At 44.1% G+C, this 19,786-nt stretch carries 15 protein-coding genes; 13 read left to right on the top strand and 2 right to left on the bottom strand.

The genetic code is table 11. The features are described from left to right. The first annotated feature begins 42 nt into the window (after nucleotides 1-42). Nucleotides 43-3,207, top strand: coding sequence for an AsmA-like C-terminal region-containing protein (locus LZZ85_RS16940; protein WP_237874524.1), 3,165 nt, complete (start codon nucleotides 43-45; stop codon nucleotides 3,205-3,207). 43 nt (nucleotides 3,208-3,250) lie between these two features. Here LZZ85_RS16940 and LZZ85_RS16935 read toward each other — a convergent pair whose 3' ends face one another. After that, nucleotides 3,251-3,760: a hypothetical protein gene (locus LZZ85_RS16935; protein ID WP_237874523.1), complete on the bottom strand. Its 510-nt coding sequence runs from the start codon at nucleotides 3,758-3,760 to the stop codon at nucleotides 3,251-3,253. A 167-nt stretch (nucleotides 3,761-3,927) separates the two neighbouring features. Here LZZ85_RS16935 and LZZ85_RS16930 point away from each other — a divergent pair, with 167 nt between their 5' ends. Further along, nucleotides 3,928-4,491 (top strand): PhnA domain-containing protein, encoded by a 564-nt coding sequence (locus LZZ85_RS16930; protein WP_237874522.1) that lies wholly within the window; start codon nucleotides 3,928-3,930, stop codon nucleotides 4,489-4,491. Nucleotides 4,492-4,648: 157 nt separating this feature from the next. Here the strand turns inward: LZZ85_RS16930 and LZZ85_RS16925 are convergent, their stop codons facing one another. Beyond that, on the bottom strand, nucleotides 4,649-5,380 hold the full coding sequence (locus tag LZZ85_RS16925; protein WP_237874521.1) for a helix-turn-helix domain-containing protein: 732 nt from the start codon (nucleotides 5,378-5,380) through the stop codon (nucleotides 4,649-4,651). Nucleotides 5,381-5,428: 48 nt separating this feature from the next. On the opposite strand from LZZ85_RS16925, the gene LZZ85_RS16920 reads away from it, so the two are divergent. From LZZ85_RS16920 to LZZ85_RS16870, 11 genes are all read left to right on the top strand, one after another. Next, entirely contained in the window at nucleotides 5,429-5,821 is a 393-nt protein-coding gene (locus tag LZZ85_RS16920; protein ID WP_237874520.1) for a YbjN domain-containing protein, read from the top strand. Between the two features lie 42 nt (nucleotides 5,822-5,863). After that, nucleotides 5,864-6,589, top strand: a complete 726-nt coding sequence (locus tag LZZ85_RS16915; RefSeq protein WP_237874519.1) for a PspA/IM30 family protein — start codon at nucleotides 5,864-5,866, stop codon at nucleotides 6,587-6,589. A gap of 118 nt (nucleotides 6,590-6,707) precedes the next feature. Next, nucleotides 6,708-7,394 carry an OB-fold-containig protein gene (locus tag LZZ85_RS16910; RefSeq protein ID WP_237874518.1) on the top strand — a complete coding sequence of 229 codons (687 nt, stop codon included), beginning with the start codon at nucleotides 6,708-6,710 and terminating at the stop codon, nucleotides 7,392-7,394. Nucleotides 7,395-7,461: 67 nt separating this feature from the next. Beyond that, nucleotides 7,462-9,489 (top strand): flotillin family protein, encoded by a 2,028-nt coding sequence (locus LZZ85_RS16905; RefSeq protein WP_237874517.1) that lies wholly within the window; start codon nucleotides 7,462-7,464, stop codon nucleotides 9,487-9,489. 164 nt (nucleotides 9,490-9,653) lie between these two features. After that, nucleotides 9,654-14,498, top strand: coding sequence for a DNA repair ATPase (locus LZZ85_RS16900; protein WP_237874516.1), 4,845 nt, complete (start codon nucleotides 9,654-9,656; stop codon nucleotides 14,496-14,498). A 229-nt stretch (nucleotides 14,499-14,727) separates the two neighbouring features. Then, nucleotides 14,728-15,564, top strand: coding sequence for an AraC family transcriptional regulator (locus LZZ85_RS16895; protein WP_237874515.1), 837 nt, complete (start codon nucleotides 14,728-14,730; stop codon nucleotides 15,562-15,564). A gap of 69 nt (nucleotides 15,565-15,633) precedes the next feature. After that, a complete protein-coding gene (locus tag LZZ85_RS16890; RefSeq protein ID WP_237874514.1) occupies nucleotides 15,634-16,185 on the top strand; it encodes a cupin domain-containing protein in 552 nt (183 codons plus the stop codon). A gap of 220 nt (nucleotides 16,186-16,405) precedes the next feature. After that, entirely contained in the window at nucleotides 16,406-17,215 is an 810-nt protein-coding gene (locus tag LZZ85_RS16885) for a hypothetical protein (RefSeq protein WP_237874513.1), read from the top strand. Nucleotides 17,216-17,618: 403 nt separating this feature from the next. Continuing rightward, nucleotides 17,619-18,149, top strand: a complete 531-nt coding sequence (locus tag LZZ85_RS16880; protein WP_237874512.1) for a DsbA family protein — start codon at nucleotides 17,619-17,621, stop codon at nucleotides 18,147-18,149. A 38-nt stretch (nucleotides 18,150-18,187) separates the two neighbouring features. Next, a complete protein-coding gene (locus LZZ85_RS16875; RefSeq protein WP_237874511.1) occupies nucleotides 18,188-19,009 on the top strand; it encodes an alpha/beta fold hydrolase in 822 nt (273 codons plus the stop codon). Between the two features lie 134 nt (nucleotides 19,010-19,143). After that, complete coding sequence (locus LZZ85_RS16870; protein ID WP_237874510.1) at nucleotides 19,144-19,665, top strand: hypothetical protein; 522 nt, start codon at nucleotides 19,144-19,146, stop codon at nucleotides 19,663-19,665. The last annotated feature ends 121 nt before the right edge of the window (nucleotides 19,666-19,786 follow it).

Here is a 19,786-nt window from a genome sequence, read left to right as displayed (position 1 = left end):
GCTTTACTTTTACATCTCCTGTTTTCAAAAAAATCCAGCCCCATGAAATGGAAGAAAATCATTCTCCGCTCGCTTCTCTCTTTATTGATCCTCGTTATTCTAATTCTTACAATTGTACCGATCGTTCTGTATAGAAAACAAAAATCCATCGTACAATATGTTGTGAGCGAAATGAACAAAGAATTTGGCGGAAAACTTGTGATCGAAGACAGTCATATCTCGCTGCTCAACGGCTTTCCGTATGTTTCGATCGATCTTACCGGTGTAAGATTTTTCGGCACAAAAGATACCACACAGCGCCCGATCTATCAAGTCAGTGACCTCTATGTTGGCTTTGATGCAAAAGCCCTGATACAGGGAAAATATGATGTAAAACGGATCTCCCTCGAGAAAGGTCATATCGACCTGGTACAATATGCAAATGGAGATATAAATCTGTTGCTGGCAAAAAATGTAAAGCTGGACAGCACTTCTACCCGGGAAAATGATACCAGCAAATTACACCTGAAGCTGAAAAGAGTGCGTCTGAAGGATATTGACATAACCTATTACAAAGAATCCGATAGCCTGCTCGCTGAAACATATATCACAGACGCAAAGGCAAGTTTCAGTATTACCGATGACATCATCCACGCACGTCTGAAAACAGGCATGGAACTGAATATCGTTCAACGCGGTGACACCAGCTTCTTCAATCACAAACATGTATCGATCACTACGGATCTCGACTTCGATCAGAAAAATGAATTACTGAAAATATCGAAAGGTGAATTTGCACTGGAAGATGGGGAATTTGGTTTCTCCGGGAGTATTGACATCAATGATCAGTTGAAAACAGACCTTGAAATTCATGGCAACAAACCAGATTTCAACCTCCTGCTTTCTCTTGCCCCTCCCGCAATACTGGAAAACTTCAAACCGTTCAGCAATGCCGGCCGGGTATTTTTTGATGCACGTGTTAATGGACGGCTTGCGCCGGGAAATAAATTCGCTATTGACGCGAACTTCGGTTGCGAAAATGCCTATTTCAAAAACACTATTTCCAATAAAACAGTAGACCAGTTCGGGTTCCTGGGAAGTTTCAATAATGGCGCTGACAGTTCCATGAAAACAGCAGAACTCAAGCTGCTGGACATAGCGGCGCGACCAGGTGCTGGCGTATTCTCCGGGAATGTGATCATAAAGAATTTCGAAGACCCGCATATCAACGTAGATCTCCATTCGGATCTGGATCTCGCTTTCCTTGGAGATTTCCTGAATATGGACCAATTAAAAGGTATCAAAGGAAAGGTAATGCTCGACATGCGGTTCAACGAGCTCATAGATTTCCAACAACCCGAGAATAATCTTGTCAAATTAAAAGAAGGGATCGATAGTGAACTGCAGATCAAAGATCTCTCTGTTCTATTGCCTGGATTTAAGGCTCCGATAGAAGATCTCAACCTACATGCCCAGATGAAACAGGGAAAGCTGGATCTGGATACACTGCGTTTTCGCCTTGGCTCATCCGATCTCAGCCTGAAAGGTGCACTTGATGATCTGCCAGCTATTTTTCATTTTGAAGACAAGCCGATCAATGTGTCTCTGCTGGCAAACTCAAAACATCTGAAGATAAAAGACTTTCTTTCTTTTGACACATCTCTTGCCAGTAAAACAGATGAAGAGATCAGTAATTTCTCCATCAATCTCGCCTTTAAAACCTCCGTCAACGACCTCACGCATGTTTCAGGAGTACCAAGAGGAGAATTTCTGATCGATGATCTTTATGCAAAGCTGAAAAACTACCCGCATACGTTTCATGATTTCCATGCTGATCTTTTTATCAATGATACAACTGCAACTTTAAAAGATTTTTCCGGCCAGATAGACAAAAGCGATTTCCATTTTAACGGCAAACTATCCAATTATAATCTGTGGTTTGCCGACCATAAAAAAGGCACTACCAGGTTTTCTTTCGACTTCCGGAGTGATCTGATCAAACTGCAGGATATGTTCAGTTATAAAGGCGAGAATTACATCCCCCAAGACTACCGTCACGAGGAGCTCAGCGGTATCAGGCTTCATGGCGAAATGGGATTACAGTACGACAGTTCATTAAAAGCCGGTCAGATCGCATTCAATAAAGTAAAGGCAAAAATGAAAATCCATCCCCTGAAACTGGAGGACGCAAATGGAACTTTTTACTTCGGCAGACAGCGTATAGGATTTTCAGATCTTTATGCCCGGATGGGACGAAGCGACCTGAAAGCAAGCCTGAGTTTATATACAGGAGACAATGCTGAATTAAAGAAACAGGTCAATAAGATCGAGATACATTCTGCAAGACTTGATATAGATGAGCTTTCCAATTTCGATCTGAAGAAAAAAGGATCCGCCTCGCATGATTCAGCATTCAATCTGTTCAGCCTGCCATTTGGTCACCTTTCGCTAACAGCAGACATAGGAGAACTACATTATCATCACAATGCATTAAAAAATGTTACAGCAGCATTGCGTATGCAGCCTGATCATTATCTGTATGTAGATACATTCACGCTGGCGGCTGCCGAAGGACAACTCGCTTTGAACGGATACTTCAACGGATCAGATCCGACGCATATCTATTTTAAAAGTGACCTTCAATTGGATCATGTAGATATAGACAAGCTGCTGCTTCGTTTTGACAATTTCGGGCAGGATTACGCCTGGAATAAGAACCTGCACGGAATGCTCACAGGCAACATCAAAAGCACTGTTTTTATGCACCCTGATCTTGTTCCGCTCCTCGATAAAGCAGAAGCCGAAATGAATGTCACGATCACCGATGGTCAGCTTGTTGATTTTGCACCCATGCAGGCAATGTCAAAATATTTTAAGGATAAAAATCTTCGTATGATCCGGTTTGATACACTCAGCAACCTCCTTACACTGAAGAATGCGGCTTTGTCGTTTCCAAGTATGAATATCAATTCAAGTCTTGGTTTTATTGAGATCAGCGGAACGCAATCACTTAACACCAGCATGGATTATTACATCCGCGTGCCATTAAAGATGGTAACGCAGATCGGCTTCCGTCACCTGTTTGGGGGTAAAAAACGCGAAGAAGTGGATCCGGAACAGGAAGATGCCATTATCTATCGTGATACTGATAAGAAAGTTGCTTTTGTAAACCTGCGGATTGCAGGAACGCCGGATGACTACAAGATCAGCCTGAAGAAAAAGAAATGATAAAGCCGATAAAACGGCCAATAAACGTTCTTATTTGCAAATATCAATGGTCGTAGTCGATCACTTTAAAATGACTGTTGACATACACCGTCGCCTGCGTTGGTGACACCACATTACTGCTGCTCTTGATGTTCTCGATGCATTGAACTTTATAGATCGTGTCGGTAGCGTTATCGATCAGGTCTGTCAGCTCATCTTTTTTACTTTCCCTGTCAGACCTGACGGTTTCGATAAATTCGCCAAGATCGCCTATGGTGCAGCTGATCTTGTTATTAGCCGCAGATTTTCCGTCCCTGATACTTTCAGCCTCTTTCAACAAGTCATCGCACGTATGCATATCATCCAGCAGCCGCCGGTATTTTGGAAGCTCGTTTGCAGTGATAAATAATGTATCTAATTTTTGAAAGTCCCGCAGATCCGATTTTGCAAAGACAGGGCTAGACTTTACAGCGACAGCAATCTTTTCGATCTGCGCCTTTCCGGAATCCTGATCCGGCGAACATGAACAGAAAAAAGCAGAAAACAATAATGAACCTGCCATAAGTGACTTCATAGTACCGGTTGAGTTTCCAATATAGAGTTTTTTCTTTCCAAACAAAACAGCTGCGGACCGGAAAGAATGAAGGTAAACTACGACTGAAAAGGTTTATTTGTTCAACCTGGAACATTTTTATTTCTTTAGGACCTCTTTTGCCTCTGGGAAATACTAAAATTGAAAAAATGAGCTCTACTATTACAGCCAAACTTGCTGAAAGATGTCAGGGTCTTTGCGAGCTTTGCACGACCGAAACCGCCACAATAGCCTATGCGGTAAGCCCGAAAAACAATGATGTAATTGAAAATGAGGTAGCGCTTTGCAATACCTGTCTTTCCAAATTAGACAGCACCGACGACCAGCAATACTGGCAATCCCTTGCCGGCAGCATCTGGAATACAGAGCCGTCTGTGCAGGCATTAAGCTACCGGATCCTGTATAATAACAGGGACCAGGAATGGGCACAGGAAATCATGTCTTCAGTAGAATTGGATGAACCAGTTATTAATTGGGCTACCAGCGCATTCATTGTTGCGGATGTTCATAAAGACAGCAATGGGACTGTACTCGAAAGTGGAGACACTGTTGTATTAACGCAAAATCTGAATGTGAAAGGGGCAAACTTCACTGCAACAAAAGGGACGGTTGTCAGAAAGATCAGACTCGTACCGGATAATACGGAGCAGATTGAAGGGAAAGTCAATGAACAGATGATTGTGATATTGACGAAATACGTTCGAAAGGGATAATTTATTGACCACGGACCGCAGATCCATATGGCAGATCAAACATCCAATCTGTAGCTCATTTGAAGTTCGCAGAAAAATAGGAATTCTGAATTCGGGTTATGGGGTTCACTAATCCCGGACCTGATAACTGTCTGCGGTCCGTCTTCTTTGGCCCCTCTCAAAGCACGTGCTGGTAAACCGCAAACAATTTCCAGAATGTCATCCGGTGTTTGAAATCGAACTGTTGCTTTTTAAAATCATTCAAGACGAGATCGATCCGGTCTTCTTTCATTTCAAAACGGCCTAACATGATCTCGCGGTCGACGGTATACAGGCCGGTCTTATGGTGGCACAGATGAATATTCTCCTCCGTCACCTCTTCAAAGATCAGCACATCGTGCATTCGATATTCAGGCAGCGATTCATGGTGCGCAATATTGGGATTGAACGTAAGCGCTATCATATTGTGATTGTTCGCTTCCGGAAGCACCAGCCGGGGAAAAGCCCCCCAGTCGTTGAACTGCAATTCCCGGTAACAACACTTCATATATATATTATCATTTATGAATGGCACTTCATGCAGCTGCAGCTTGATAATATGGTTCTCGTCCTCGATGAGCTTGTCGCCATTAAACTTCAGGATCTCGTTGATCGTGAGGTTCTGCGTAACAAATTGGCCAAGGGGTATGCAAAAATAATTGGCAATCTGCACAACAGTCTCGATCCTTGGTTCTGCCCTGCTTTCCTCATAAGAAGAGATATTACCCCTGGTTAGTGTAAACAGATCCGCAAAGGCTTGTTGACTCAACCCCTTTGTAGTCCTGATTTTTTTGATATTTGCCCCGATCTTGGTCATGGCTGCAAAGATAGTTGTAATTTCTTTTAACACAAATGCCAATATTTTTTGCATTTATGATAAAACGTTGTAGATTTGTTAAGTCAGCTTAAACCAACGCCCATGAATTATATTGATACCATTGAAGATTTCGCCCTCAAACTCAATTGCCGGATCGTGTACAAGAACGAATTGAACGGGATTTTGAAGATCGACAATCAACCTGATGGGATCCATAATCTCATTATTGGCATCGCTCCCCCTATCCTGATCATGGAACAATACCTGTTTTCCTTCCGGGAGGACAATATGGATATGTTCAAAAAATTACTGCAAAAGAACCGTGATACGATCCACGGCGCATTTGTGATAAATGAAGAAGGCGATAAGGTCTTGTTCCGCTACACCATGCAGTTGGAGAACATCGACTTCAATGAGTTGGAAGGAGCGCTGAACTCCCTCGGTCTCCTGTTAAGTGAGTTTTCCCGGCAGATCATCGATTTTTCAAAACTGTAACTATAATAGAAAGTCATTTTAAAACTATAAAACTTATTCGTCATGAACATTTTCAAACGTCTCTTCAGAATTGGACAGGCAGAAATACATGCCGCCGTGGATAAAATGGAAGATCCTGTAAAAATGACCGAACAGGGCCTTCGTGAACTAAGGAACGACCTGACGGAAGCAACCGAAGCTTATGCAAAAGTAAAAGCCCTCGCTATCCGTACAGAAAATGACCAGGCTCACTGTCAGCAGGAGTCGATGAATTATGCAGAAAAAGCTATCTTGATCATGCAAAAAGCACAGTCGGGACAGGTTGATCTGGTAAAAGCCGAGGATCTGGCCCGTGAAGCGCTTTCACTCCGCCGTAAGTATTTCGCAGAGGCGGAAGAACTCGGAGGCCAGGTGGTAGCACTGCAGCAATCATCCAAAGAAATGCTGCGCAATACAGAGATCCTGAAATCCAACATGGAGAAATGGGAGAAGGAACTCAGAACATTGAAAGCACGCGTAAAAGTCAGCAAAGCGACAGAGCAGGTAAATAAGCAACTGGCTCAACTCGATAATAACGGAACCATCGCCATGCTGGAACGTATGAAAGCGAAAGTGGAAGACCAGGAAGCTTTATCAAAAGCGTATGGCGAGATCGCTCGTGACAAGAACAGTCTGAAAGATGAACTTAATTCTCTTTTGAAAGATGATTCATTGTCTATCGAAAAAGATCTGAAAGCAATCAAAGAAAAACTGGGAATCCAGGATAATACGGAAGGCAACAATCATTAGATCGCAATTCCTACCGTCTCATTACCTCAACAGCAAATAAAATTTGTGAGGTAATGAGAACGATAAGGCAATAATACCTCTATATCGTTAATTCCGATAAACCTTATTAGTTCCAACTATGCTTAGTATCACTGATCTGTTATTTCACCCGCTTAGTAATGCGATAATGACGGTTCTTACCGGAATTACCGCCATCTACTGGATTTTTACGTTCATTGCCGGAGATTTGTTTGGCGATGCGGAGGTTGATGCCGACCTTGATGCCCACGGAGCGGACGTGGATACAGACACCGATGCAGATGTAGAGGGAGGTGATTCTCCAGGCGATAAGCCCTTTTACCAGAAAGCACTCGAATTTGTTAATATAGGTAAAGTGCCATTTATGGTAGTATATTCTACCTTTAAGTTCATCGCATGGATCGTAACACTAACCTCTTCGATCGCATTTGGTCTGGCAAACTGGGGCTGGAAATCAGTCTTCATTCTGATCCCCGTTTTCTTTGTCGCATTTGTGATCACGAGATACGCTACGAAACCACTTATAAAAGTATACCACGCTATGGGCTATAATGGGGAAGAAGCACAGGAACTGCTGGGAAGAACCGCCAGAATGAAGTCGACCATTGCGGGCAATACGATTGGTGCAGCAGAAGTAAAAGTTCAAAGTGATATCCTGCGGATCAATGTGAAAAGTAAAACCGGCGAACCTATCCCCTATGACGCTGAGGTAATGATCGCCGACGAATCAGCTGATAAGAAATTTTACCTGGTTGTGCGCGAGATCAACCTGCAAAATATCGTCTGACAAAGTTCGACAACCTTAATATCTATAACAAGTCCTTATTCACTCAACCTAAAACAAACACACTACTATGGGAGCATTTGGCGGAATCAGCTTACTGCTTATCGGGGGAATCGCATTTCTCATTTTTATTATCCTCTTTGCTTTTGCCACTTTTTACAAGAAAATTCCACAGGGCAAAGCGATCGTCCGTACTGGTGTTGGAGGTGGTAAAGTAGCCTTCAATAAAGGTATGTACGTGATCCCGATCCTCCATAAAATGGAGATCATGGATATCTCTGTAAAAAAACTACAGATCGACCGCCTCGAAGGTGACGGCTTGATCTGTAAAGACAATATCCGTGCTGATATCAAAGTGGCATTTTTCGTACGTGTAAACAAAAACGTTGACGACGTATTGAACGTTGCCCAGATCATTGGCACAGAAAGAGCCAGTGATGTGGATACACTCCGTAACCTCTTTGAAGCCAAGTTCTCGGAAGCATTAAAAACAGTTGGTAAGAAATTTGATTTTATCGAACTGTATGAAGCTCGTCGCGAATTCAGAACAGAGATCCTTGATATCATCGGAACCGATCTGAACGGTTACATTCTTGATGACTGCGCGATTGATTATCTTGAACAAACAGAGATCAAGTGGCTCAGTGCACAAAATATCCTTGATTCCCAGGGGATCAAAAAGATCACAGAGCTTACCGCAGAGCAGAATGTAAAGGCAAACCTCATCAAACGTGAAGAAGAGAAAGTGATCAAGAAACAAAACGTTGAAGCGCGCGAAGCCATTCTCGAACTGGATCGTCAGATGGCAGAGAAGGAAGAAAAACAACGCCGCGAGATCGATAATATCAAAGCACGTGAACACGCTGAGATCATCAAGGTTCGTGAAGAAGAAAGGTTGAAGGCAGAAACTGTCCGCATTAAAACAGATGAATCACTGGCCGTTCAGGAAGAAAATAAGCTCCGTCAGATCATTATCGCAGAAAAGAACAAACAGCGTACAAATGCTGTAGAAACGGAACGCGTGGAAAAAGACCGCGCATTGGAAGCGACAGAGCGTGAAAAGATCGTAACACTTGCCCAGATCGAAAAAGAAAAAACACTGGAGGTTGAACGTAAGAATATCCAGGATGTGATCCGCGATCGCGTTCGTTTGGAAAAAGGCGTGGTAGAAGAGCAGCAGGGAATGAAAGATCTCGAAGCCTTCCGTGACGTGGAACGTAAGAAAACAGTTGGTATTACGCAGGCCAGTCAGCAGGCAGAAGAGAAATTGATCTTCACTGTTAAACAGGCTGAAGCGGAAAAGAAAGCTGCTGAAGAAAAGGCAAAACAATTGATCATCGACGCTGAAGCGAAAAAAGAAGCTGCGGTCAAACAAGCCGAAGCCCGCAAGATACTTGCTGAAGCACAGGCGCGTGAAGACGCTACATTGGGTCTGTCTGAAGCTGAAGTAATGATGGCAAAAGCCGACGCTACGGAAAGACAGGGAATCGTTGAGGCGAACGTCGTGGAGAAAATGGCAGAAGCAAAACGAAAAGAAGGTTTGACACAGGCCGAGGTAACCAAAGAGAAAGCGATGGCAGAAGCTGCCGGCATCGAAGAGAAAGCCGAGGCAATGAAGAAGCTTGACGCAGTTGGTAAAGATCACGAAGAGTTCAAACTGCTTCTTGCAAAAGAAAAAGATATCGCACTTGCACAGATCAATATCCAGAAAGATATCGCAGACGCTCAGGCAATGGTATTGGGTGATGCGTTGAAATCTGCAAGAATTGATATCGTTGGTGGTGAAACGATGTTCTTCCAGAATATCGTAAACCAGATCTCCAATGCAAAAGGCTTTGACCGTTTGATCAACGAGAGTGAAAACGCTACACAGATCAAAACAGCGTTGATCGGCGATGGCTCAAACAGTGGCGATCTGATGGAACGTATACGCGGATTCGCAGACAAGTATAATATCTCAACGAATGACATCAAGAACCTGACCATTTCAAGCCTTATCCTGAAAATGCAGCAGCAAAGCTCTGAAGGCGACCGCTCTTCATTGCTGAACCTGGCGAACCTGGCAAGCAGCCTGGGGATCTCTAATAAGAAACTGTAATTGTTTTATGCCACTACCGGCATCCGCGTTTGAGTATCGCTGAGAACGCAAAGGAAGCGCAAGGACCGCAAAGAGATCTTTGCGGCCTTTGCGGCTCCCAGCGCCGTCGGCAATACGTACATGGCACTATTTTAGACTTCCATTGAAACGACTATTCTACTAACATGGCAGGTACTGACAACAACACATCCGCCGTACTCGACTCCGGCACATACGAGATCATCCGAAACCGTCTTGAAGAACAACGGCTCCTTCTGGCGCAACGCCTGGCTAAACTGAATACCGCCCGCAAAGAGATCTTCAACTCTTCAGGCTTTCAACTCGTCGCCAACCAGCGTATCACCACTAACAATAATGGCGTGGCCCGGGGCATCATGGCCTTTGGCGATCTGACCATCTTTGCCTATAATGTTCATTTCGGTTTGAGGGAAGATATCAAGCTTAGCGATGTATTCAGCATTTACAAATTTACCGGAGATCATTTCGAACCTCAACCACTGACATTAATAGAGGACCAGAATTTCATCACAGATTTCAGCAATCTCTATAAATACTACCGGGATTCGATATTTGCCAAGTTCACCAAAACGGAGAACTACCTCTACATGATCTTTCAGACCAGCAAAAGCCCGGATGACCGCAAGGCTTTTAAATGGCTGATCAAAGGAAGCCAGCTGGTATACGTAGATGACCGAAGTATTCATGAGGTAAGAAAAGCTTCGCAGCACGATTTTGAGTGGCTGAAAACCGATCTCAGCAACCGCCGCCTCGGCTTGTACCCGCATATTTCTATCCTTGATAAAGTTTTTATCGAAGCCGTTAACGGTGATATCACTTTCAAGATCGAAAATAATACCGATTCAGGTAAAGGCATTTACGCTGAACCTGTATTGAACAGGGATCAGCAACTCGACGACGCTGAATATTACTATGCAGATCTTGGCAACCTGATCCCCATCAAGATCAAACCTTACCAGGAAGATTTCCGTGCATATATATATAATGTCCGCACCAAACAGGTTGTACCTATCTCCAGCCTGCTTGACGCCGCAATTTTATTGCCCGATAACCAGGGCGTGATCTTTCCAAACGGTTACTATCTCCAGAATGGTGAATACAAGATCTTTGAATCTTCAATTACAGAACTGGAATTTATCCGCAGCATTGCATCTCCAAATGGTGAAGACTTCCTGTATATCTTCTACCAGAGAACGTCCAATACATACGTCCTGATGTCGTACAACATGATCATTCAACAGGTAGAAACACCGATCATTTGTAATGGATTCACCGTGTTTGACGATGGCACGTTGATCTATTTCCGCTCAGAGAACGAAGCCGTCAGGCATCACCAGGTACAGATCTGGCAAACGCCTTATACAGCAACGCTGAAAGAAAATACAGCGATGAGCAGTAATGTGCTGTATAAGATCGGTAATAAAGATATTGTCAGCGCAATGAGTGAAAGCCAGGAAGTGATACAGCTTTTGCAAAAAGAAGACAGCTATGAGGATCTTTATGAAGACATCAATAAAAGAACAAATGATATTATAGATTCCTATTTCTGGTTAAAGGATGATGCTACGTTCAATTTAGCACAGCCTTTAGCACAGATAAGGGATATTGCGAACACCGCTATAGATGAGTTCGCTAAAGTCCAGGCACAGCGCCAGCATGCAAAAGACTCACTGCATGCAATGCAAAAAAGGGTTAATCAGCTGGTTGTTGATGTTAAGAATGCGACCATCACTTCGCTGGATCAACTGGTGGAACTTCTCGCCGCTACGAGAAGCATGCAGGGCGCACTCATAGATCTTCAGAACGTTCGGTACATCAACACGGAAGAAGTAAATAAGCTGAAAGAAACACTTCAGCAGTATAACGGGTCTCTATCTCAGGATACGATTCAGTTCCTCCTGAAAGAAGAAGCACTCGCCCCATACGAAGCGAAGGTTGCGGAGCAAAAAATAATAGCAGCCGGTGTAAAAAAAGTCATAGACGCGCAGCCGGTTGAGGAAGCGGTAAAAGGAATTGCAGCCGGCCTCGAGATGCTGATCGACATTCTTAACAGTCTCAAAATTGAAGACACAACGCAAACCACAAGGATCGTTGAGAAGATCTCGCTCATTTTCGCATCTCTGAATGAAGTAAAAGCAGAACTCGTACGCACCACAACCGCATTACGCACGCAGGAATCAACCGGTGAGTTCCACGCACAGTTAACATTGCTCGATCAAAGCATCGTGAATTTCCTGGACCTTTCCAATACCCCTGAAAAATGTGAAGACTATTTCACCAAGATCAGTATACAGGTCGAAGAACTCGAGAGCAAGTTTGCCGATTTTGAAGAATTCGTTATAAAAATTGCAGACAAGCGCGACGAGATCATCAAAGCGTTCAACGGCAAAAAGGAGATGCTGGTCACGCAGATCAACAAGCGAACAACGGCTCTTGAGCAGATCGGCATGCGCGTGCTGAAGAATATCGAAAACAAGGCACAGTCCTTCAACGACAAGGAAAGCATTTACGCTTTCTTTTCTACGGATCTGATGATCGACAAGGTTCGGAATCTTGTTGATGAGTTAAAAGAGCTCGGAGATGTTGCAAAAGCAGAGAATCTGGAAAACCTTACTAAGGTTGCCCAGGAAACCGCATTAAGAAACCTGAAAGACAAATCTGACCTGTTCGTTGATGGCCAGAATATCATTTCGCTTGGCACTTACAAGTTTATTGTAAACAAACAGGTGCTGGATCTTACGATCGTGCGCAGAAACGACCGTCTTTTTTATCACCTGATCGGAACCAGTTTTTATAAGGAAGTTACTGCGGAGTCGCTTTACGCACATCGTACGATCTGGGAACAGGAATTGATCTCGGAGAACAGCACCGTATACCGGTCAGAATATCTCGCTTATCAAACCTTCCTTGAAAGCCTGCACCAGGCTGAGCAATGGAGTTTTGAGACATTTCTGAATGACCGTACAGAGCGGGATTACGCAGCCGCGTATCTAAAAGGAGTTCATAATGTTGATGCAACAGTTATTTACCAGGGTTTGAAAAAGCTGCAGGAAGAGCTCGGCATCCTTCAGTATTCGCCGGCAGTTCGGGTGGCAGCGCAACTATTCTGGTTCGGACTGGATGAAGCCTCCCGCAATAAGCTACAGCAACTGATCACAGCCGCCTATTCAATACAGGAAAGCTTCCCACAAAGCCGTCGCGCGGCATTTGTGGAGAAAGAACTATCATCAAAATTTTTACAGTCATCACTCGCATACGAAACAGTAGATGCAGAAGATGTTGCTCACTATCTATACAGCGAATTTTCTGTATCGAAACATTTCACGTGCAGCCAGCAGGCGATGCAACTAAAAAAATCATTCAGGGAATATCTGCAAGTCAAAAAAAGAACAGATCTTTTTCAACAGGAAGTAAACAATACGGGGTTTGATGTAACAGAACGTTTTTATATCATTCAAAGCTGGGTGATCGCTTATTCGCAAATGCACACAGAAGAATTTGACGCACAATATGTGGATGAAACGGTTTGCCTGCTGCTATTCAAAGATCACCCATACAAAGAAAGAGCGGCATCGGACACACTGGTTCTCGAGGGTTTAAAAGGAACGCATTCAGTAATTGAAGCTGAAGGAAGATATAAACTAAGTTATCATCAGTTCATCAAAAGACTGCAAACATATGTTGAAACCGTCGTTCCGGCTTTTACGTCTTTCAATCAGCTAAAAGAACAGTTAGTAAAGGACTATCGTCAACAGTTAAAAATAACTGAGTTTGAACCAAAGGTGCTCAGTTCATTTGTGCGCAACAGGCTGATCAATGAGGTATACTTCCCGTTGATCGGGGCGAACCTGGCAAAGCAGATCGGTGCGGCAGGCGACGATAAGCGTACAGCCAGAATGGGTATGCTGTTACTCGTATCTCCTCCTGGATACGGCAAAACAACACTGATGGAATATCTTGCCAAAACGATGGGATTGCATTTTGTGAAGATCAATGGTCCCACGATCGGTCATCATATCACTTCCATCGATCCGCAGGAAGCTACCACTTCCGGGGCGCGTGAAGAATTGAAAAAGATCAACCTGTCCTTTGAAATGGCTGATAACGTGATGTTATACGTCGATGATATCCAGCATTGCAGTCCGGAGTTCCTTCAAAAATTCATTTCCCTGGCAGATGGTCAGCGTAAAATGGACGGCATTTTCGAAGGCGAAAGCCGCACCTATGATCTTCGCGGAAAACGCTTCTGTATTGTAATGGCCGGTAACCCGTACACAGAAAGCGGCGAACAGTTCAAGATCCCGGACATGCTGGCAAACCGTGCCGACGTGTATAACCTGGGTGATGTGATCGGCGGATCTGATCTTCTGTTCAAACTTAGCCTGATAGAAAACTCGGTCGCAGAAAACAGGTATCTGCAACGCATCAGCAACCGAAGCTTTGAAGATCTTTATAAGCTGATCAACTATATCGAAACAGAAAGTGAACTTTTGCCTGAATTGGAAGGAAATTACAACCGGCAGGAAACAGATGATGCTATCGCCGTTCTAAAGAATGTGATCCGAATCAGAAATATTGTGATCCTCGTCAATCAGCAATACATAGCGAGTGCAGCGATGAAAGATGCATATCGAACGGAGCCTGCATTTAAACTTCAGGGATCCTATCGTAACATGAATAAGATGACCGGGAAGATAGTGCCGTTGATGAACCCGGAAGAGGTGAATACATTGATCCTTTCACATTACGAGGGAGAATCACAAACGCTTACATCCGATGCCGAAGCAAATCTGTTGCGCTTAAAAGAAATTGCAGGATTTATGAACGAAGCGGAAGCGGCCCGCTGGCAACAGATCAAAGAGATCTTTATGAAGAATAACAAGTTCGGCATGATGAAGGAAAATGATACATCCGGACAGATGCTGATACAACTAAGCTCCTTTAATGAACATCTGGAAGCGATCGCCAAAGCGATCAGTAAAAAGAATTAAAAGGTTGTTTCCGTTTTCCCGCAAAGCCCCGGACTGGAACCCGGGGCTTTGCCTAACGCCGGATGTACATCATCCTGCGGCCATGTTCAACACCGCAACAACGTAAGTCACTCACACTTCCCCAAAACCTTCCCCGCGACCGGCCCGCATCCTCGGTAAATATCAAATCCGGCAGCGGTTACTACCCGTATACCCGGAAAAGATGTAACTTACTTTCTCAAATTCTTACATGCTATTAAACCATATAAACCCCAGCCCCATTCTGGCGGAATATATCCGGCTTTATCGCATTATCGATTTCTTTTTTGAAGACCATCTCAGCATTCCCCCAAAATTGTATTCTCCGCGCCCTGAGCATTGCCTTCAGTTCTATCCCAGAGATACAGAGTCTGTAATGTATCCTGAATCGAATATTACAGTCTCAAACAAACGTGCAACACTGGTTGGTCAGCATACGATCCTGCAGCATCGTTGTGTAGGAAAAAATTTTTTGAGTTTCCAGGTCGTCTTTCAACCAACGGCATTATTCCGGTTGACGGGAATTCCCCTGAATGAATTGACAAATGTATATATGGATGCGGCGGATATTTTTGGAAACGGCATACACGAAGTAAATGAACGGCTTTTTGAAGCCGCCTCTTATAAAGAAATGGTCAGCATCGTGGAGACTTTCCTGATACGGTTATCATTGAAAAAAAACGGCCATAAAGCATTGGAGGCGATTGATCATTCTATTAATAAAATGATCGCTGAAGAAGAACATTTTGGTATAGACCCATTTTTAAAGAATAGCTATCTTTCCCATCGCCAGTTTGACCGACTGTTCAAGCAACGGGTTGGCATTTCTCCAAAGCAATTCCTGCAGGTGATCCGGTTTGACAAAGCCTACCGGCTCAAAAATAAATTCCCGGAAACAGACTGGCTAACTGTGGCTGTTCAATGTGGTTATCATGACTACCAACATCTAGTAAAAGATTACAAAACATTCACGGGGCACACTCCCACGCGTTTTTTTGCACTCGACAATAATGCCCCCGAACGTCTTTTTGGTGATGCAGAAACCTGATAGAATGTCTTGTTTTTACCACTAAAGCCCGGCACAAGTGCCTGAGATTTGCTTCATAAATTCTGAATAATGAAGCGAAAAAAATTCCTTGCAACAGCACTTTCCGCCCTCCCGATGATTGCACTCGCAAAAACAGGCGTAACGTTCTCCGCCTCCGTTAAAAAGCCATTTGTTATCCGGTCCGGTGAGGCGCGGTATGGAAAACCAATGTTCTACAAAGGAAAGCATCCTAATAATATTGTGATCTCAAAGAAAGATACGAACGGCGCGTTTAGCGTATTTGCATACGCAGGTCTTGACAAGATCGGGCCTTCCACCCATCTTCACCTTGCACAGGACGAGATCTTCTTTGTAACTGAAGGAACTTATCGTTTTCTGGCTGGTGAGGAAATAATGGAACTGAAAGCGGGTGACTCGATCTTTCTGCCGCGGAATGTGCCCCATAGTTGGATCCAGCTTACAGAAAAGGGACAACTCATCTATGCCGTCCATCCCGCGGGAACGATGGAGGAGTTCTTTATTGAAATGAGCGAAATGAAGGCTCCGCCCACTGAAGCAGAAGCAAAGAAAATCCACCTGAAACACGGAATGAAATTGATCGGGCCGGGGCTGAGCTTGTAGGTTTGTAACACAAGCTGGCCGGCGAAGGTTGCAACGTACCGCAAGACCGCAATGAATACAAATAACACTGCTAACCCGTTGCGACCATAACGTGCCGTTGCTGCCGCCGCGTTCTTCACCCTACCGGATTTCCGGTATCTCCGCTTTCCCAAACATCCCTATTTCGGAGGATAGCAAAATCCAACGCTGGCCTGTATTTTAGCTTCAAATACTCATTAAAATGAAACAGGCCATTCTATCGCTCTTTTTAGTAATCACCTCCTTGCTCACAAGTCGGCTGATGGCGCAAAACAGCAAATACCTTGCAATTGATCAACTGAATATTCCGATTGATGCGGCTACGATCACCGACTCTTCCAACGGAGGCAGGCTCATCTATTTAGCTTCTTTTGAAATCAGCATGCGCAGCAATGAAAGCGTTTCGGCATTAAAGATGCTTTATGCGGCGATAGCTGAGAACCGCCAACTAAGCCTCTCCATCAAAACACTGGACGCAATGGGCAAAGGACTGGAAGAACGTTTTTATCAGAATGCCGGAATACAGGAAATCGTTTTGCCGCTAATGGACGCGGTAGACAAAAACCTTGTTAAAGTGCAGGTTAAAATAAGAGCAACATCCGTGTCTGTAAAAGAGAACTCCGGCTCCGTGAATCTGGCGGGCATAGGGCGTGGCGCAGCTGTTGTTAACTCGAATTTCCGGTTAGCTATCGGTTCATTGCCCACCAAACGCGTCTCTAAGATCAGTGCAATCCGGATCGCTTCCGGTCAACCATCTTCCTTCTCTATAGAGTTGGCGGAATCAGACTCGAAAGACTGGCAAAACTGGTTAACGGGTAGTTCGTCAAAAAGAGAAGGGGGCTCCATTGAATGGCTGGCAGCCAACTTCAAAGATGTAGCTTTCCAGATCAGCCTGAATGATATCGAAATCACTTCCACCTCCAGCCAATACATCAGTACAACCGAGGTTAGGCAAATCACCAAATTGAATATAGGACTGCGCGCCAAAGCGGTTCCTGGTGGAGGAAAATAACGTATCTCACCGGATCGACCGGTCAATTTTTTCATTTTAAAAGCTGCTCCATTCCTGGCTATCTTAATTGACAGTCGTGAAGGGGCAGCTTTTTTATACTTGCGATCCCCCGCTCTGACCACCAAAACCTTTCTTCCTTTCTGAGTTGGCCCCGTTACTTTCCAATTGTTGTCTAAAACTTGGGCGGATTGGTAAATAAGTTATACAAACACCCATGTGAAATAAACAATGCATATCATTGTGCAGGGAATCGGTTGAACGATTGAAAACCGGCTTTTAACGAGTGTTTTGCTGATCCTGGCGGGAAGTACTTTTTATGAAGAATGAATTGCTTCAATTTCACCTTGTGCGATTGAAATGCTGATCACTGTTTAACCAAACATTCATCTTAAAAAGACAGCTCATGTCGTTAAAACCTCCTGTTAACAAAAACGATCATCTGCTTGGTGACAAAGAAGCCTCCATTGAAATCGTAGAGTATGGAGATTATCAATGTCCTTATTGCCGCGAATCCCACTCCGTGATGGTGCGGCTGATGAAAGAGTTTGAAGGTCATGTTAAATTTGTATTCAGAAATTTTCCGCTGAAAGAGATACACCGATATGCCGCAATCGCAGCGCTTGGGGCAGAGTCTGCAGCGATACAGGGGAAATTCTGGCAAATGCATGATATGATCTATGAAAATCAGGAACGATTGAATGAGCCTTTTTTGTTTACACTCGCTGATGAACTTCAGCTTGACAAAAAGCGATTTGAGGCAGATCTGCAATCCGCTTTTCTTGATGCCCGGATTGATGCAGATCTCGAAAGCGGGATCAGAAGCGGGGTGAACGGAACACCGACTTTCTTTATCAATGGAAAAAAATTCGATGGGGACGCAGCAGATGTGCTGAATCTGCTCAGAGCTGCGCTTTCACCTATCTCTGAAATATAAAGTCAACTCAATTTTCAACACATCAAAAAACATTAACCATGAGCAAAATCACAGTAAAAGACGGAACTGAAATTTATTACAAAGACTGGGGCACCGGACAACCAATTGTATTCCATCACGGCTGGCCATTGTCGGGAGATGACTGGGACGCACAAATGATGTTCTTCCTGAGCCAGGGATTCCGGGTGATCGCTCATGATCGCCGCGGACACGGAAGATCTTCCCAGACACCGGTAGGTCATGATATGGATACTTATGCAGCGGACGTTGCAGAACTCGCATCAGCGCTTGACCTTAAGAACGCGATCCATGTTGGGCACTCTACCGGCGGCGGCGAAGTGATCCGTTATGTGTCAAAATATGGAAAGGATCGCGTTGCAAAAGCTGTTCTGATCAGTGCCGTCACCCCCGTGATGATCAAAAAAGACAGCAATCCGGACGGTGTGCCTCTTTCCGTATTCGATGAGATCCGCGAAAATACTGCAACAAGACGCCAGCAATATTTTGAGGACTTCACTATTCCGTTCTATGGTTATAACAGGCCCGGCGCACAGGCTTCACAGGGAATAAGAGACAACTGGTGGCGCCAGGCGATGATGGGTAGCATCAAAGCACATTATGATTGCGTAAAAGTTTTCTCTGAAACGGACTTCACTGAAGACCTGAAAGCAGTCACCCTTCCCGTACTTGTATTGCATGGAGAAGATGACCAGATCGTCCCCTATAATATTTCAGCTCCCGTTGCAGCGAAGATATTAAAGAATGGTAAGCTTATTTCCTATCCTGGCTTTCCGCACGGTATGCCAACCACGGAAGCAGCAACGATCAACGCAGACATACTGGCGTTCATTAAATCATAACATAATATCCTTTTGTCCTAAAAAGGAAGAACAAACCCTGAATGGAAATCACCATGCGTGATTTCCATTTTTTTGTATATATGCAACGGTCAACCAAAAACCTTTGTCAGGCCGTTTATACAAACTTCCCTGATATGAAAATACGCCTGATGTTCTTTATCACATTGCTATCAGCTCTTTGTATTACAGGATGCAGTAAAGATAACACAGACCACGGAATAGAGTATATGCGGAGTTATTCGGCATTTCTCGACTTTAAAAAAAGTTCAAATAATTCATACCAGTACCAGGTATTGCAGTCGTCCTGGACCGGCTCCAGCGTTCAGACTACCATCACTGTTCGCGCCGGGCGCGTAACTAACAGGGATTGTGTTATAAAACGCTATGTCGTTGGCATTTTATCAAATGTATTAGTAGCCGAGGAATGGCAGGAAAATGAAAATACATTAAATACGCACACTGCCGGGTATCCCATACGAACACTTGACGAGATCTATCATCTGGCAAAAAATGACTGGCTGGTCAAAAGAGCGGGGGCCGCGAATTTTTTTGAAGCGAACAATCAAGGAATGATCTCCAGCAGTGGCTATTATTATCTCAATTGTGCGGATGACTGCACCGTCGGCGTTCACATATCCTGGATAAAAAATTTATAAATCCCGAAACGGACAGAATGAGTTAATCCCTCCCCTGTAGATAAAAAAAGCCCATGTAAGATGTTCTTGCATGGGCTTTTTGTTGGCCCGGGGGCCTCACATAGCATAAATCTAAAAAAAA

It is taken from the genome of Terrimonas ginsenosidimutans (assembly GCF_022012415.1).
Taxonomy (GTDB): domain Bacteria; phylum Bacteroidota; class Bacteroidia; order Chitinophagales; family Chitinophagaceae; genus Terrimonas_A; species Terrimonas_A ginsenosidimutans.
This window is presented reverse-complemented; position numbering and strand designations above follow the sequence as displayed.

Excerpts from the sequence above, each read along its gene's own strand:
- LZZ85_RS16900 (WP_237874516.1), top strand. The coding sequence starts at position 9,654 with ATGGCAGGTACTGACAACAACACATCCGCCGTACTCGACTCCGGCACA.
- LZZ85_RS16890 (WP_237874514.1), top strand. The coding sequence starts at position 15,634 with ATGAAGCGAAAAAAATTCCTTGCAACAGCACTTTCCGCCCTCCCGATG.
- LZZ85_RS16885 (WP_237874513.1), top strand. The coding sequence starts at position 16,406 with ATGAAACAGGCCATTCTATCGCTCTTTTTAGTAATCACCTCCTTGCTC.
- LZZ85_RS16940 (WP_237874524.1), top strand. The coding sequence starts at position 43 with ATGAAATGGAAGAAAATCATTCTCCGCTCGCTTCTCTCTTTATTGATC.
- LZZ85_RS16925 (WP_237874521.1), bottom strand. The coding sequence starts at position 5,380 with ATGCAAAAAATATTGGCATTTGTGTTAAAAGAAATTACAACTATCTTT.
- LZZ85_RS16905 (WP_237874517.1), top strand. The coding sequence starts at position 7,462 with ATGGGAGCATTTGGCGGAATCAGCTTACTGCTTATCGGGGGAATCGCA.
- LZZ85_RS16915 (WP_237874519.1), top strand. The coding sequence starts at position 5,864 with ATGAACATTTTCAAACGTCTCTTCAGAATTGGACAGGCAGAAATACAT.
- LZZ85_RS16920 (WP_237874520.1), top strand. The coding sequence starts at position 5,429 with ATGAATTATATTGATACCATTGAAGATTTCGCCCTCAAACTCAATTGC.
- LZZ85_RS16930 (WP_237874522.1), top strand. The coding sequence starts at position 3,928 with ATGAGCTCTACTATTACAGCCAAACTTGCTGAAAGATGTCAGGGTCTT.
- LZZ85_RS16870 (WP_237874510.1), top strand. The coding sequence starts at position 19,144 with ATGAAAATACGCCTGATGTTCTTTATCACATTGCTATCAGCTCTTTGT.
- LZZ85_RS16880 (WP_237874512.1), top strand. The coding sequence starts at position 17,619 with ATGTCGTTAAAACCTCCTGTTAACAAAAACGATCATCTGCTTGGTGAC.
- LZZ85_RS16935 (WP_237874523.1), bottom strand. The coding sequence starts at position 3,760 with ATGAAGTCACTTATGGCAGGTTCATTATTGTTTTCTGCTTTTTTCTGT.
- LZZ85_RS16875 (WP_237874511.1), top strand. The coding sequence starts at position 18,188 with ATGAGCAAAATCACAGTAAAAGACGGAACTGAAATTTATTACAAAGAC.
- LZZ85_RS16895 (WP_237874515.1), top strand. The coding sequence starts at position 14,728 with ATGCTATTAAACCATATAAACCCCAGCCCCATTCTGGCGGAATATATC.
- LZZ85_RS16910 (WP_237874518.1), top strand. The coding sequence starts at position 6,708 with ATGCTTAGTATCACTGATCTGTTATTTCACCCGCTTAGTAATGCGATA.